The 15,189-nt window shown below is 59.2% G+C and carries 15 protein-coding genes; 10 read left to right on the forward strand and 5 right to left on the reverse strand.

Annotated elements, in window-relative coordinates:
* The first annotated feature begins 14 nt into the window (after positions 1-14).
* Positions 15-863, forward strand: a complete 849-nt coding sequence (locus tag ACMYUN_RS19190) for a ChaN family lipoprotein (protein ID WP_415761424.1) — start codon at positions 15-17, stop codon at positions 861-863.
* 233 nt (positions 864-1,096) lie between these two features.
* Here ACMYUN_RS19190 and ACMYUN_RS19195 read toward each other — a convergent pair whose 3' ends face one another.
* From ACMYUN_RS19195 to ACMYUN_RS19210, 4 genes are all read right to left on the reverse strand, one after another.
* The gene (locus tag ACMYUN_RS19195; protein ID WP_415761426.1) at positions 1,097-1,891 is read right to left on the reverse strand and encodes a Crp/Fnr family transcriptional regulator; all 795 of its coding nucleotides are present in this window, start codon (positions 1,889-1,891) and stop codon (positions 1,097-1,099) included.
* 15 nt (positions 1,892-1,906) lie between these two features.
* Complete coding sequence (locus ACMYUN_RS19200; protein ID WP_016773175.1) at positions 1,907-2,179, reverse strand: TfoX/Sxy family protein; 273 nt, start codon at positions 2,177-2,179, stop codon at positions 1,907-1,909.
* A 287-nt stretch (positions 2,180-2,466) separates the two neighbouring features.
* Positions 2,467-2,811, reverse strand: coding sequence for a pentapeptide repeat-containing protein (locus ACMYUN_RS19205; RefSeq protein WP_039761605.1), 345 nt, complete (start codon positions 2,809-2,811; stop codon positions 2,467-2,469).
* Between the two features lie 91 nt (positions 2,812-2,902).
* Complete coding sequence (locus tag ACMYUN_RS19210; protein WP_415761427.1) at positions 2,903-4,459, reverse strand: AAA family ATPase; 1,557 nt, start codon at positions 4,457-4,459, stop codon at positions 2,903-2,905.
* A gap of 116 nt (positions 4,460-4,575) precedes the next feature.
* On the opposite strand from ACMYUN_RS19210, the gene mrcB reads away from it, so the two are divergent.
* The 3 genes from mrcB to ACMYUN_RS19225 are packed head-to-tail and all read left to right on the forward strand — an operon-like array spanning position 4,576 to position 8,001.
* Entirely contained in the window at positions 4,576-6,900 is a 2,325-nt protein-coding gene (gene mrcB / locus ACMYUN_RS19215; RefSeq protein ID WP_310407033.1) for a penicillin-binding protein 1B, read from the forward strand.
* Positions 6,901-6,916: 16 nt separating this feature from the next.
* Positions 6,917-7,666, forward strand: coding sequence for a tetratricopeptide repeat protein (locus ACMYUN_RS19220; protein WP_415761430.1), 750 nt, complete (start codon positions 6,917-6,919; stop codon positions 7,664-7,666).
* Positions 7,666-8,001 (forward strand): YqcC family protein, encoded by a 336-nt coding sequence (locus ACMYUN_RS19225; RefSeq protein WP_039761596.1) that lies wholly within the window; start codon positions 7,666-7,668, stop codon positions 7,999-8,001. The genes ACMYUN_RS19220 and ACMYUN_RS19225 overlap by 1 nt, the downstream gene beginning before the upstream one ends.
* Positions 8,002-8,131: 130 nt before the next feature.
* On the opposite strand, the gene ACMYUN_RS19230 is transcribed toward ACMYUN_RS19225, so the two are convergent.
* A complete protein-coding gene (locus ACMYUN_RS19230; RefSeq protein WP_415761432.1) occupies positions 8,132-8,548 on the reverse strand; it encodes a DUF4124 domain-containing protein in 417 nt (138 codons plus the stop codon).
* Positions 8,549-8,946: 398 nt separating this feature from the next.
* Here ACMYUN_RS19230 and ACMYUN_RS19235 point away from each other — a divergent pair, with 398 nt between their 5' ends.
* From ACMYUN_RS19235 to msrQ, 6 genes are all read left to right on the forward strand, one after another.
* Entirely contained in the window at positions 8,947-10,671 is a 1,725-nt protein-coding gene (locus ACMYUN_RS19235) for an acetolactate synthase 3 large subunit (protein ID WP_415761434.1), read from the forward strand.
* 2 nt (positions 10,672-10,673) lie between these two features.
* Entirely contained in the window at positions 10,674-11,165 is a 492-nt protein-coding gene (gene ilvN / locus ACMYUN_RS19240) for an acetolactate synthase small subunit (protein ID WP_003176102.1), read from the forward strand.
* A 46-nt stretch (positions 11,166-11,211) separates the two neighbouring features.
* Positions 11,212-12,228, forward strand: coding sequence for a ketol-acid reductoisomerase (ilvC, locus tag ACMYUN_RS19245; RefSeq protein ID WP_003228216.1), 1,017 nt, complete (start codon positions 11,212-11,214; stop codon positions 12,226-12,228).
* Positions 12,229-12,376: 148 nt separating this feature from the next.
* Positions 12,377-13,234 (forward strand): CDP-diacylglycerol--serine O-phosphatidyltransferase, encoded by an 858-nt coding sequence (pssA, locus tag ACMYUN_RS19250; protein ID WP_016773182.1) that lies wholly within the window; start codon positions 12,377-12,379, stop codon positions 13,232-13,234.
* A 63-nt stretch (positions 13,235-13,297) separates the two neighbouring features.
* Positions 13,298-14,311 carry a protein-methionine-sulfoxide reductase catalytic subunit MsrP gene (gene msrP / locus ACMYUN_RS19255; protein ID WP_415761437.1) on the forward strand — a complete coding sequence of 338 codons (1,014 nt, stop codon included), beginning with the start codon at positions 13,298-13,300 and terminating at the stop codon, positions 14,309-14,311.
* Positions 14,311-14,934 carry a protein-methionine-sulfoxide reductase heme-binding subunit MsrQ gene (gene msrQ / locus ACMYUN_RS19260; protein WP_415761438.1) on the forward strand — a complete coding sequence of 208 codons (624 nt, stop codon included), beginning with the start codon at positions 14,311-14,313 and terminating at the stop codon, positions 14,932-14,934. Before msrP ends, msrQ begins: the two co-directional genes overlap by 1 nt.
* Positions 14,935-15,189 lie beyond the last annotated feature (255 nt).

Below are 15,189 nucleotides of genomic sequence, written 5' to 3' on the forward strand. Positions count from 1 at the left end.
CATCGAGGTGTCGCATGCGTGGATTGTGGTTGTTGGCGCTGGTCTTGCTCGCGGGGTGTCAGCACGTGGCGGTTCCGCCAGTGGGCGGTGAAATCCGCGATCTGCGCAGCGGCGAGACGCTCACCGCGCAGCAACTTCTGGTGCGTCTCGCTGAACCGGAGCGTTTGATCATCGGTGAGCAGCACGACAATGCCGACCATCACGCGGCGCAATTGTGGCTGTTGCAGGCGCTCGGCGAGAAGCGAACGCAAGGCAGTCTGCTGCTGGAAATGCTCACGCCGAATCAACAAGCGAAAGTCGATGCGGCGCGCCAGGCGAAATACGCTGCGGCAGATCTGCCTGCGGCATTGGCCTGGCAAGAGGGCTGGGACTGGAATCTTTACGGGCCGATCGTGCGCTTCGCCCTGACGCAGCCCTATCCACTGCTGGCGGCCAATCTCGATGACAGCGAAATCCGCGCGTTCTACCGAAACCCACCGGCTCTCGTTGGTCCGCGCAGTAATGCGCTGGCGGTGAGAAATACATTGCTCGGACAAGTCAGTGAATCCCACTGCGGCTTGCTGCCCGAATCACAGATGCCAGCAATGCTGGCCATTCAGCAACAGCGTGATCAACGCATGGCCGAACGCATGCGGGCGGCACCGACGCCTGCGATCCTGCTGGCCGGTGCCTGGCATGCGCGCAAGGATGTTGGCGTGCCGCTGCATCTGCTGGATCTCGGTGCAGCGGAGGCACCGACCGTTTTGATGCTGGCCGAGCAGGGCGATGCGGTCACGGCGGCGATGGCCGATTACGTCTGGTACACGCCGGCCACGCCGAAGCCGGATTACTGCGAACAGATGCGCCAGCAATTCGCCAAATGACTTTTCCACAGGCAAAAAAAAGACCCGGTAAAAACCGGGTCAAATAACCGTGATTAGCCTGATGAGGAGATAATCTGAGAGTCCGAACCAAGGGCTTTTCAGAATATCGACTGATCTCGCGACCAGTTGTGATAATCATAGCGATTCTCATTACCGCGTCAACCGCTGATTTTGCAAATCTGTAATTTAGTTTTGCGAACGGTCGTGAGGCCCCGTGAGTAAAGGGCTTTGCGCTAGCTGCGATGCGCCGTCAATTGCGTGATCTGTCGATTCAACTGGCCAATGCGGCGAGCCATGCCCTCAATCAGGCTGTGGGCGATCTTCGGATTGCTGCGGGTCATGCTCAAAAATTGATCACCGGGAATCAATATCACTGTGCTCGGCTCTGACGTGACTACCGTGGCGTTGCGCGGCTCGCCGGTAAACAACGCCATGGCGCCGAAAATCTCGTCCCTCGGCACGTCGCCGACCTTGTGCCCGTCGACGAATGCCTCGGCGTGCCCATCGATGATCACGAACACATGATCCGCCGCATCGCCCTGTTGAATCAGCACGGCGCCGGCTTCAACGCGTTTGAAGCCGTTAGTGCTGCGAAACTCCCGGGGTTTCAACTCGGCCACGGCGTGGGCGAGCAGCGCCATTTGCCCAAGCAGATAGCTCAGCAACTGTTCCGCTCGATCAGGATCGGCGTACACGTGCTGCACAACCTCCGCGCGTCCGTAGGGCACCAGCCGCACAGTGCCCTCGCTGCGCAAGCGGCAGTCATTCCATTGCTCGCCACGTTGCAGGCCGAGCAGATCACCTTCCTGCCAGAAGAACAGCGCACGGCCCGCGATGCAGCCATGTACCACGCCCTCGCTCAGCAGAAACAACTGATCGCTCGGCACCTGTGCAAACAGATCGTCCGTTGCCTCCAGCTCGATGACCGGCGCGCATGGCGACAAATCCTCCAGCCACTGCCCGGGAAAATTCTGCAAGCGATTGATCAACGCGTCGGCGTGCGCCGATTGTTCCCCCAGTAAATACATGGCGTCAGCGCCTGTTCAGTTCTTGTGGCGCGCGGAAATGGCTTCGAGCTGTTTGTTCAAGGCGTCCTTGCGCTCGGCGGGGATGTCGTTCCAGTGCACGTCCATCAACGCGCCCTCGATCGCATACAACAACACCTTCGATGCGCGAAACCCCCGAGTACGCACGGCCCGGTAGGCATCCACCGCACCGAGGCGACGCAAGTCCGAGGCGCTGTGGATGCCCACGGCATGCAGCCACTGCGCCGACGTCTTGCCAAGATTTTTCAGGTGTTGCAGTTCATCATTCATCAAGCCTCCTTGCGACGGCCGAATGGTGCGTGGGCGAGCTTCTCAGCAGTGTAGCCATCAGTAGGAAAAGCGTGGTTGTTTGGTCGGATTCGACGCAAAAGCTTCTAAGAAAGGGGAGTGAAAGACCTGCGAACGCAGAGAGGAGGGGCGTAGCGCATACAACTGTAGGAGTGAGCCTGCTCGCGATAGCGGTATAACAGCCGACATCCATTTTGAATGTCAGTCAGCTATCGCGAGCAGGCTCACTCCTAGAAGGGGAGGGTGGTGTCAGGGGCTGACGATGATTCTCAACGGGTGCGATAGCGCAACCGAGTGCCGAAATTCATCGACATCAGGATCTCGTCGGCACTCAGCTCCGGCGGAAAGTACGCCCCGGAGATCTGCGCATGGGCCAGGCTGGCGCCTTCGAGCGAGGCCTTGCGGAAGTCGATGCCACGCAGATCGGCGGAGCGGAAGTACGCATCGCGGAAATCCACGCCGTCGGCGTTCAGTTCGCGCAGGTCGAGGCCACGGAAATCGCCGCCGACCATGTCGATCGGGCCATCCTGTGGGCGTTCCTTGTTGAAGCCTGCAACGTCGTCTTTGTGCAGCAGGGCGTAAAGCGGAGTGTCGAGCAGTTTTGGCTGGCTCATGTCAGATCACCTGTTGGTTTTATGACGCCAGTATAGTGCCACTATTTGACGGCCGTGAAGCGAGCGAGGGCTTCACGGCCGAAATAGTTTTTTACAGACCCGGCAGGCGCTGACGGATCTGCGCGACCACGGTGTCCAGCGTGCCGGATTCATTGGTCTGCACGCGTTTGCTGCGCAGGATTTCTTCCGGCGTCAGCGCTTCGCGATTGGCCTGTTGCGCTTCGATCACCGCAAGGGTGGCGTCGGACGGATCCTTCTGATCGGCCTGACGGATCGCCAGCCAGCTCTCGATCACTGCTTGTGGGGCGTTGCAGTCGAGGATCAGGAACGGCGTGCCGGTGGCTTCGGCAATCTTCGCCGCGTTGTCGCGCTGCTCGCGCTTGAGGTAAGTCGCGTCGATCACTACCGGGAATCCGGCGTGCAAAATCACCTCGGCGATTTCATGCAGGCGTGCGTAAGTCGCGGTATTGGCGTCGGCGCTGTAAATGCCGGCCTGCACGTCGTTGGCAACGGTCTGCTCACCGAACAGGCGCTTGCGCTCGACATCTGAACGCAGGCGAATCGCGCCCAGCGCCTCGACCAGACGCATGGCCACATGACTCTTGCCGACAGCGGAAACGCCGTGGGTGATGGCCATGAAACGCGAAGGAATGGTGCTGTAGCTTTCCGCCAGGTTGGCGTAGTTGCGGTACTGGCGCAGGGTGGTGGCGCGCTGCACCGCAGTCGCGTCCGCCGGCATGCTGAACAGCGCCACCTTGGCTCGCACCAGCGCGCGATAGGCTTTATAGAAGTTCAGCACTTCCAGGCCCTCATAGTCGCCGGTCAGTTCCAGGTATTGGCTGATGAGGCGACGCGCCAGCGATTTCAGGCCACGGTCTTCCAGGTCCATGGCGAGGAAACCGGTGTCGGCCCAAACGTCAGTGAAACGGAATGGCTCATTGAACTCGATGCAGTCGAAGATCACCACGTTGCCATCGATCACAGTGGCGTTGCCCAAGTGGATGTCGCCGTGGCATTCACGGGTGAAACCTTGCGCCTTGCGCTGGGCGAACAGCGGCTTGAGGCGTTCGAAGCTGCTTTCGGCCCAGGCTTTCAGGGCCTCGAGTTGCAGCAAATCGTTCTTGTCGCTGAGGAAGGGCAGGATCTGCTCGAAATTCTGCGCGACCGGCGCCATCACGCTGTCCGGCGTGCCAGCTTCGTGTTCGGCCGGGACTTTCGGGGCGTTGAGATGGAAATGGGCGATCTGCTCGGCCAGCGCATCGATGTGTTGCGTGGTCAGCTCGCCGTTGGCCTGCAGGGTGCTGAGCAAGCCGCTCTGGGGGAACTGGCGCATTTTCAGCACGTATTCCATAGCCGGGCCGTCGCCGCCCAGTTGCGGTGCTTCGATGCTGCCGGTGACCGGCAACACGTCCAGATACAAATCAGCAGTCAGGCGCTGGTTGAGGCGCAGCTCTTCGGCGCAGAAATGTGCACGTGCGTCGAGGCTGGTGAAGTCGAGGAAGCCGAAATTCACCGGCTTCTTCACTTTATAGGCAAAGGGACCGGTGAGAATCACCCACGAAATGTGGGTTTCGATGACCTGAAATCCTTCGACGGGATGCGGGTAGAGGGCCGGGTTTTGCAGGGCAGCGATCAGGGACTGGCTCACGGGCGATCCTTCAGAGACGGGGGAATTCGATGCGGCCATTATGGCTGCTTGCCCGCCTGACGCAAACCTCTGCGCGCGCCTGTTGAGGATCGATAAAGTGCGTATAATCCGCCGCCATGACTCGATCCCGATCCCCCCGTACCAAGAAAAAACCACCAGCCAAGGGCCTTAGTCCGTGGTTGAGCTGGGCCATTAAACTCAGCCTGGTCGGCCTTGTAGTGCTGGCCGGCTTCGCCGTTTACCTCGATGCCGTGGTGCAGGAGAAATTCTCCGGCAAGCGCTGGACAATCCCGGCCAAGGTGTACGCGCGCCCGCTTGAGCTGTTCGTCGGACAGAAGCTCAGCAAGGACGATTTCCTCACCGAACTCGATGCCCTCGGCTATCGCCGCGAAGCCGTGAGCAACGGCCCGGGCGCCGCAGCGGTTAGCGGCAACACGGTCGACCTCAACACTCGCGGCTTCCAGTTCTATGAAGGCCTGGAAAAACCGCAGCCAGTGCGTGTGCGTTTCTCCGGTGATTATGTTGCTGAGCTGTCCTCGACCAACGGTTCGAAACTGTCGGTTGTGCGCCTCGAGCCGCTGATGATCGGCGGCATTTACCCGAAAAATCTCGAAGACCGCATCCTGATCAAACTCGATCAGGTGCCGCCATACCTGCTCGAAACCCTGATCGCCGTTGAAGACCGCGACTTCTACAGCCACTGGGGCGTGTCGCCGAAATCGATCGCCCGCGCGGTGTGGATCAACACCTCCGGCGGCAAGATGACCCAGGGCGGCAGTACGCTGACCCAGCAGTTGGTGAAGAACTTCTACCTGACCAGCGAACGCAGCCTGACCCGCAAGCTCACCGAAGCGATGATGGCGTTGCTGCTCGAACTGCATTACGACAAGAAGGAAATCCTTGAGGCCTACCTCAACGAAGTCTTCGTCGGCCAGGACGGTCAGCGTGCGGTGCACGGTTTCGGTCTGGCCAGCCAGTTCTTCTTCGGCCAGCCGTTGTCCGAGCTGAAGTTACATCAGGTCGCGTTGCTGGTCGGCATGGTCAAGGGGCCGTCCTACTACAACCCGCGTCGCAACCCGGAGCGCGCGCTGGAGCGGCGTAATCTGGTCCTCGACGTGCTGGCGCAGCAAGGCGTGGCCACCGCCGAACAGGTCGAAGCGGCGAAGAAAATGCCACTCGGTGTGACGACTCGCGGCAAGCTCGCCGACAGCTCGTTCCCAGGCTTTATCGACCTGGTCAAACGTCAGTTGCGCGAAGACTACCGCGACGAAGACTTGACCGAAGAAGGTCTGCGCATCTTCACCAGTTTCGATCCGATTCTGCAGATGAAAGCCGAAGCCTCGGTCAACGACACGTTCAAACGTCTGGCCGGGCGCAAGGGCTCGGATGACGTCGAAGCGGCGATGGTCGTGACCAACCCGGAAACCGGCGAAGTCCAGGCAATGATCGGCAGCCGTCAGGCCAGCTACGCCGGGTTCAACCGTGCACTGGATGCGGTGCGCCCGATCGGCTCACTGATCAAACCGGCGGTGTACCTGACCGCGCTGGAGAAACCGAGCCAATACACGTTGACCAGTTGGCTGTCGGACGATCCATTGTCGGTCAAAGGCGCCAACGGTCAGGTGTGGAAGCCGCAGAACTACGATCGCCGCTCCCACGGTACGGTGTTCCTCTATCAGGGCCTGGCGCATTCCTACAACCTGTCGACCTCGCGTCTGGGCCTGGAAGTCGGCGTGCCGAACGTGCTCAAGACTCTCGGTCGCCTGGGCGTTACCCGTGAATTCCCGGCGTTCCCGTCAATGCTGCTGGGCGCCGGCGGCATGACGCCGATCGAAGTGGCGACCATGTACCAGACGCTGGCCAACGGTGGTTTCAATACGCCGATGCGCGGTATTCGCAGCGTGTTGACCGCCGAGGGCGAGCCGCTCAAGCGTTATCCGTTCCAGATCGAGCAGCGCTTCGATCCGGCCTCGATTTACCTGATCCAGAACGCCATGCAGCGGGTGATGCGTGAAGGTACCGGCAGTTCGGTTTATAACGTGCTGCCCAAGACCCTGACGCTGGCGGGCAAGACCGGTACCAGTAACGATTCGCGCGACAGTTGGTTTGCCGGCTTCAGCCAGGATCTGCTGGCAGTGGTCTGGCTCGGCCGCGACGACAATGGCAAGACGCCGTTCACTGGGGCCACCGGTGCGCTGCAGGTCTGGACCAGTTTCATGCGCAAGGCCGATCCGCTGCCGCTGGACATGCCGCAGCCGGACAACGTCGTGCAGGCCTGGGTCGATTCACGCACTGGCCAGGGTTCCGATGCCAACTGCCCCGGCGCTGTGCAGATGCCGTATATTCGCGGCAGCGAACCGCCACCCGGCGCCGCGTGTGCAAGCGAAACACCTGCCTCGCCGGAGTCGGTGATGGACTGGGTCAAGGGCTGGATGAATTAAGCAAAGAGGGTTTCAAGTGAACAAGTGGTTGATTCCAGCGGTGACCGCCGTGGCTTTGCTCAGCGGCTGCTCCACCGTACAGCGTGGTTCGATTCCGGTAGTGGATTCGGGTACGGCCGTGTCCAACAGCGAACGCATCGGCGCCAATGGCGGTTTCCGCCAGACCACGGTCAAGCGCCCGGCGGCTGGCCAGACTCAGGCGATTCCGCAAGGCGATACCGGCGTGGTGGTCATGGTGCCGGGCGGCGGTGCGGCGGTGTCGACACCGATCAGCTCTTCTCCGATCGTCCCGGGTCCGGCATCCGGCGGCATCACATCGGGGCCGTACAACCCATCGGCCGTTGAATCGGCACCGATCAATTCCGGCAGCTACAACATGCCTTCCACGCCGAGTGGCATCCCTTCGGCCAGCAGTGGCGGTGGCCTTTCGGCGGATGAGCAACTGGACGGTCCGGTACTCGCCTTGCTGACCACCGCGCAACAGCAACAGGCCGGTGGCGACCTCAACGGTGCTTCTTCCAGCCTGGAGCGGGCGCAACGTGTCGCCCCCCGTGAGCCACAAGTGCTTTACCGTTTGGCCCAAGTGCGCATGGCCCAGGGCGATGCGCCGCAAGCCGAGCAATTTGCCCGTCGCGCGTTGACCATGGCCAACGGTCGTCCGGATCTGCAAGCCAGTTTGTGGGAAATCATCGCTCAGGCCCGCGAGAAACAAGGCGACTCCGCCGGCGCCGCTCAGGCCCGTCAGAAGGCCAAGGTTTCCCTGTGATGGATGCGCGCTTCCCGAAAATCGCCGATCAGCTGTTGCTGATCGAGCGAGAACTGCGCACCCAGGGCTGGTGGGACGAGGTTGAGCCGTCGGCCGAAGCGCTGAGCAGTGTCGAGCCGTTTTCGGTCGACACGCTGGACTTCGAACAATGGCTGCAATGGATCTTCCTGCCGCGCATGAAGATGATCCTCGAACAGGATCTGCCGCTGCCGAACGCCTCGGGGATTCAGGAAATGGCGGAAATGGTCTTCGCCCAGCGTAATCTGGGCGGCAAGGATCGGCAGTTGCAGGTGCTGCTCAAAGAGTTTGACCTGCTGATCACCGCTTCGCGCTGAACTGGTTTTTGTAGGAGCTGCCGAAGGCTGCGATCTTTTGATTTTGCTGTTGAAGAGCAAGATCAAAAGATCGCAGCCTCGTTGCACTCGTCAGCTCCTACACAGCTCCTACACAGATACGGCAGCGAGCCTACGAACAGTTCTCGGCAATCTGCTTCTTCGCTTCGACGATGCGTTCCTGACGCTGTGTATCGTTGAGCCTGCGCAAATCCCCCTCGACCTCCTCACGCAAACGCGGATTGTTCTGCAGTTGCGCCAGGTTCGTGCGAGCCTGCTCGCAAAATGCCTTGAGCTGCGCCTGCTGCTCGGCGACCTGTTTCTTCACCTTGGCATCAATGGCTTTCTGATCGCCCAGTACGCCGCCGCCCGGCATCGGCGCAGCTTTCGGCGCGGGTGAGGAGGGCGTCTGTACGGTCGTCGACGGTTGGCCCTTCGGAGGCTGCGCATCGAAATGCGTGACGCCTTGGGCATCGACCCATTTGTAGATTTGAGCGGCCGAGCACCATGGGCTGAAGCCGATCAGTAATGTGAGGAGGAGCGTTCGCATGCTGATTCCTTGGCAAAAATGCGCAATTGACGCTAACAGAGTAGCGCTTTTCAGGTTTTTTCTTGCGTTCTCATGTGCTTACCCACAATTAACCTCACAGACGACTTGACTTGCAGAGGGCGAAACAGAAGAATCCAAAGTCCGCTGTAGAGGGACTGCCAGAAGCAGACCCACTCGGTAGATCATGAGGCGCACATCCGCGCCGACCTGTTACACCCGCAACGCGTTACCTCGCGCTGGGTGGGAAAGGCCCGCAACACTTGGGACGATCCCAATACTTGCTCAGTCAGTGCTGACGTAGTCGGCGACCACCGTCGCTCATGCTCTGCCGAGAAGTAAACCTATTAAGACCCGCCCCTTTTTGTGGACGGTATTCTGGCGTTTTAGAGGTGAACAACGTGGAGCTTTTATCTGGCGGTGAGATGCTCGTCCGCTTTTTGCGTGACGAAGGCGTCAAATATATCTACGGGTACCCGGGTGGTGCTCTCCTGCATGTTTACGATGCCCTGTTTAAAGAGCCGGAAGTGACCCACATCCTGGTTCGTCACGAACAAGCGGCTACCCATATGGCTGACGGCTACGCCCGTGCCACCGGTAAAGCCGGCGTGGTATTGGTGACTTCCGGTCCAGGCGCCACAAACGCCATCACCGGTATCGCCACCGCCTACATGGACTCGATTCCGATGGTGATCATTTCCGGTCAGGTGCCAAGCACCATGGTCGGCACCGACGCGTTTCAGGAAACCGACATGATCGGTATCTCCCGGCCGATCGTGAAGCACAGCTTCATGATCAAGCACGCTTCGGAAATCCCGGAAGTCATGAAGAAGGCTTTCTACCTCGCGCAATCCGGTCGTCCGGGCCCGGTCGTGGTCGATATCCCGAAAGACATGACCAATCCGGCCGAGAAGTTCGAATACGTTTTCCCGAAAAAAGCCAAGCTGCGCTCCTACAGCCCGGCCGTTCGCGGTCACTCCGGGCAGATCCGCAAAGCAGCGGAAATGCTGTTGGCAGCCAAGCGACCAGTGCTGTACTCCGGCGGCGGCGTCATCCTCGGCAACGGTTCTGCACAGCTGACCGAACTGGCGAAAATGCTCAACCTGCCAGTGACCAACACCTTGATGGGTCTGGGCGCTTTCCCAGGCACTGACCGTCAGTTCATCGGCATGCTCGGCATGCACGGTAGCTACACCGCGAACCTGGCGATGCACCATGCCGACGTGGTCCTCGCAGTGGGCGCACGCTTCGACGATCGGGTGATCAATGGGCCGGCGAAGTTCTGCCCAAACGCCAAGATCATCCACATCGACATCGACCCGGCGTCGATTTCCAAGACCATCAAGGCCGACGTACCAATCGTTGGTCCGGTCGAGAGCGTTCTGACCGAAATGGTCGCGATTCTCAAGGAAATCGGCGAGACCCCGAACAAGGAGTCCGTGGCCAGCTGGTGGAAGCAGGTCGATGAATGGCGCGGTGATCGCGGCCTGTTCCCTTACGAAAAGGGCGACGGCAGCAAAATCAAGCCGCAGACCGTGATCGAAACCCTCTGCGAAGTGACCAAGGGCGACGCCTTTGTGACCTCCGACGTCGGTCAGCACCAGATGTTTGCCGCGCAGTACTACACGTTCAACAAGCCGAACCGCTGGATCAACTCCGGTGGTCTGGGCACGATGGGCTTCGGTCTGCCAGCCGCGATGGGCATCAAACTGAGCTTCCCGGACGACGACGTTGCCTGCGTCACCGGCGAAGGCAGTATCCAGATGAACATCCAGGAGCTGTCGACCTGCCTGCAATACGGCTTGCCGGTGAAGATCGTCATCCTCAACAACGGTGTGCTGGGCATGGTTCGCCAGTGGCAGGACATGAGCTACGGCAGCCGTCACTCGCACTCCTACATGGAATCGCTGCCCGACTTCATCAAGCTGGCTGAAGCCTACGGCCACGTTGGCGTACGCATCACCGAATCGAAAGATTTGAAGTCGAAGATGGCAGAAGCGTTCGCCATGAAGGATCGCCTGGTGATCATCGACGTTGCGGTCGACACCAGCGAGCACGTCTATCCGATGCAGATCAAAGACGGCTCCATGCGCGATATGTGGCTGAGCAAGACGGAGCGTACTTAATCATGCGGCACATTATTTCCCTGCTTCTGGAAAACGAACCCGGCGCTCTGTCTCGCGTAGTCGGCCTGTTCTCGCAGCGCAACTACAACATCGAAAGCCTGACCGTGGCCCCGACCGAAGACCCGACCCTGTCGCGTCTGACGCTGACCACCGTGGGTCACGATGAAGTCATCGAGCAGATCACCAAAAACCTGAACAAGCTGATCGAAGTGGTCAAGCTGGTGGACCTGTCGGAAAGCGCTCACATCGAGCGTGAACTGATGCTGGTCAAGGTCAAGGCCACTGGCGCCCAGCGCGCCGAGATCAAACGCACCACCGATATCTACCGTGGACAGATCGTCGACGTCAGCGCCAGCGTGTATACCGTTCAATTGACCGGTACCAGCGACAAGCTCGACAGCTTCATTCAGTCCATTGGCACCGCATCGATTCTGGAAACCGTCCGCAGCGGCGTGACCGGCATTGCTCGCGGCGACAAAGTACTCAGCATCTAAACCAAATTAGCGCATGGCCTGAATGGCCGGATATAAGGGGAAATTCATGAAAGTTTTCTACGATAAAGACTGCGACCTGTCGATCATCCAGGGCAAGAAAGTTGCCATCATCGGTTACGGCTCGCAGGGCCACGCTCAAGCGTGCAACCTGAAAGATTCCGGTGTCGACGTAACTGTCGGTCTGCGTAAAGGTTCGGCCACCGTTGCCAAAGCCGAAGCTCACGGCCTGAAAGTGACCGACGTGGCCTCCGCCGTTGCCGCTGCCGATCTGGTCATGATCCTCACCCCGGACGAGTTCCAGTCCTCGCTGTACAAGAACGAAATCGAGCCGAACATCAAGAAAGGCGCCACTCTGGCCTTCTCCCACGGCTTCGCGATTCATTACAACCAGGTTGTTCCGCGTGCCGACCTCGACGTGATCATGATCGCGCCGAAAGCCCCGGGCCACACCGTACGTTCCGAATTCGTCAAAGGTGGCGGTATCCCTGACCTGATCGCGATCTACCAGGACGCCTCGGGCAACGCCAAAAACGTTGCACTGTCCTACGCCGCCGGCGTTGGTGGCGGTCGTACCGGCATCATCGAAACTACCTTCAAGGACGAGACCGAAACCGACCTGTTCGGCGAACAAGCCGTTCTGTGCGGCGGTACCGTTGAACTGGTGAAAGCCGGTTTCGAAACCCTGGTTGAAGCTGGCTATGCGCCGGAGATGGCCTACTTCGAGTGCCTGCACGAACTGAAGCTGATCGTTGACCTCATGTACGAAGGCGGTATCGCCAACATGAACTACTCGATCTCCAACAACGCCGAATACGGCGAGTACGTGACCGGCCCGGAAGTCATCAACGCCGAGTCCCGTCAGGCCATGCGCAACGCCCTGAAACGTATTCAGGACGGCGAATACGCCAAAATGTTCATCAGCGAAGGCGCAACCGGCTACCCTTCGATGACCGCCAAGCGTCGTAACAACGCCGCTCACGGTATCGAAATCATCGGCGAGCAACTGCGCTCCATGATGCCGTGGATCGGTGCCAACAAGATCGTCGACAAAGCCAAGAACTGAGTCGTCGTCCCTTGTACGAAAAACGCGGCCTCGGCCGCGTTTTTTCGTTTGGGCCGGTGCTTCTGGTATAAAGCTGCATCGTTTGTGGCCGAACTGTCGTCCTCAAGCCTCTGTCGAATTTTTTCCAAACCGTTGCAAGGTAATGTCCATGAGCGAACGTCCCGAAGAGCCGAACAAGGCTTCCGACGCCGAAAGCCTGCTGCCCATCGATGAGCACATCGAAGAAGGGCACGACGCTGAAGGTCGTAAAGTCCGGCATCGTGGTATCTATCTGCTGCCGAACCTGTTCACCACTGCCAACCTGTTCGCAGGCTTCTATTCCATCATCAACTCGATGAGCGCGCAGGCCGCCTTGAGCGCCGGCGACTCGGTTAATGCGAGCAAGTATTTCGCGTTCGCTGCGATCGCGATTTTCGTCGCGATGGTCCTCGACGGCCTCGATGGCCGCGTGGCGCGCATGACCAATACGCAAAGTGCCTTCGGCGCCGAGTACGACTCGCTGTCGGACATGGTCGCCTTCGGCGTCGCGCCGGCATTGCTGGCCTTCGGCTGGGCGCTGGGCGATATGGGCAAGGTCGGCTGGATGGTCGCCTTCATTTATGTCGCAGGTGCGGCGTTGCGTCTGGCGCGCTTCAACACCCAGGTCGGCACGGCGGACAAACGCTATTTCATTGGTCTGGCCAGCCCGGCGGCGGCAGGTGTGGTGGCCGGTATTGTCTGGGCGTTCAGCGATTACGGCATTCAGGGTTCGAAGATGTCCTTCCTGGTGGCCTTGATGGTGGCGGCGGCTGGCATGCTGATGGTCAGCAACATCAAGTACAACAGCTTCAAGGAGCTGGATCTCAAAGGGCGCGTGCCGTTCGTGGCGATCCTCGCGGTGGTGTTGGTATTCGCTGTCGTGTTCAGTGATCCGCCGCGCATTCTGCTGCTGGTATTCCTCGCCTATGCGGCGTCCGGTCCGGTGCAATATCTGTTGCGTCTTCGTCGTCACAAAAACGCCGAGTGATGTAATTTCGCGCATACTCCGCAGTCTATGGGTGCACCTGTCCTCCAAAGCTGCGGAGTTGTCATGTTGATCAAGATCCCCAAAGCATCCGACTGCCATGAGTCGGATGTCACGCCTGAAGCCATTTATCTCTCCCGCCGCCAATTGCTCGGTGCCACCGCTGCCGGTATTGCCATGAGCAGCTTGCCACGCTGGGCCAGTGCCGCCGATGCCCCGCGCTACTCTGATGTCGAATCCGGCAAGGCGCCGGCCTGGTTTGCCGAAAAGCTCCCTTCTACTCAATGGGGGGCGGTCAACGTCAAGGACGAGGCGATCACGCCTTATAAAGACGCCACGCACTACAACAACTTTTATGAGTTCGGTACCGGTAAGGGCGATCCGGCTTCGAATGCTGGCGACCTCAAAACCGAACCCTGGAGCGTAGTGATAGACGGGGAGGTGGGTAAACCGGGGCGTTATGCACTGGAGGACTTCATGAAGCCGTATCAACTGGAGGAACGTATCTATCGTCTGCGCTGCGTCGAGGCGTGGTCGATGGTCATTCCCTGGATCGGTTTCCCGATCTCGGCCTTGCTCAAACAGGTCGAGCCGACCTCCAAAGCCAAGTACATCCGCTTCGAAACCCTGCAGGATCCCAAGAGCATGCCCGGCCAGCGTTCCGGTTTTGCCTTGATCGACTGGCCGTATGTCGAAGGCTTGCGTCTCGATGAGGCGATGAATCCTTTGGCGATCCTGGCGGTGGGCATGTATGGCCGCGAACTGCCGAACCAGAACGGCGCGCCTTTGCGTCTGGTGGTGCCGTGGAAGTACGGCTTCAAAAGCGTGAAATCCATTGTGCGCATCAGTCTGGTGAGCGAGCAGCCGAAGACCACCTGGCAAAGCATTGCTGCCGATGAGTATGGCTTCTACGCGAATGTGAACCCGACGGTTGATCACCCGCGCTGGACGCAGGCGCGCGAGCGACGTCTGCCGAACAGTCTGTTCAAGCCGAATGTGCGCGATACGCACATGTTCAACGGCTACTCGGATGAAGTCGCTTCTTTATATGCAGGGCTCGATCTGCGGAAGAACTACTGATGCGCTATCCGTTCTGGCGAGTGGGCGTGTTCATTGCGGCAGCGATCTGGCCATTGCTGTGGTTCTATCAGGCGTTCGCTGATTTGCTTGGGCCTGATCCGGGCAAGGTATTGGTTGATCGTCTCGGGCTGGGGACGCTGGTGTTGCTGTTGATCACGCTGAGCATGACGCCGCTGCAAAAGCTGAGCGGCTGGGCCGGGTGGATTGCGGTCCGTCGGCAGTTGGGGCTTTGGTGTTTTGCCTATGTGACGCTGCATCTGTTCAGCTACATGGCATTTATCCTCGGATTCGACTGGTCTCAGCTGGGCGTTGAGCTACGCAAGCGGCCTTACATTATTGTCGGTGCGCTGGGCTTTCTCGGATTGCTGATACTGGCGGTGACGTCCAATCGTTATAGTCAGCGTCGTTTGGGGCCTCGCTGGAAGAAGCTGCATCGCCTGGTTTACCTGATTCTCGGACTGGGTTTGCTGCATATGCTGTGGATCGTGCGGGCTGATTTGGAAGAGTGGACGATTTATGCCTTTATAGGCGCTGTGCTTTTGCTGCTTCGTCTGCCGCCAGTGACGAGGCGAATCCCGCGGTTACTGGGTAAAAAGCAGAATCTGCAAGAAAAGCGAAATTAACGGTTGACGGCAGATTCCAGAGGTCTATAATTCGCCCCACTTCCGGCGCAGTCGAAACGGAAAACTCCTTGATATTCAAAGAGTTACGAAGTTTTCGACAGTGGCTTGCTTCAGATCATCGAAGCCTGGAAGGAGTTGAAAGAGCAGTGATGTGTAGCTCTTTTAACGGTTCGATCTTCTCGGTCGAAAGTGGAGAAAAAGAGGTGTTGACAGCAGCGATTAACGCTGTAGAATTCGCCTCCCGCTAACGAGAGA

This window comes from Pseudomonas sp. CP4 (assembly GCF_047758505.1).
GTDB classification, from domain to species: Bacteria; Pseudomonadota; Gammaproteobacteria; order Pseudomonadales; family Pseudomonadaceae; genus Aquipseudomonas; species Aquipseudomonas fluorescens_AO.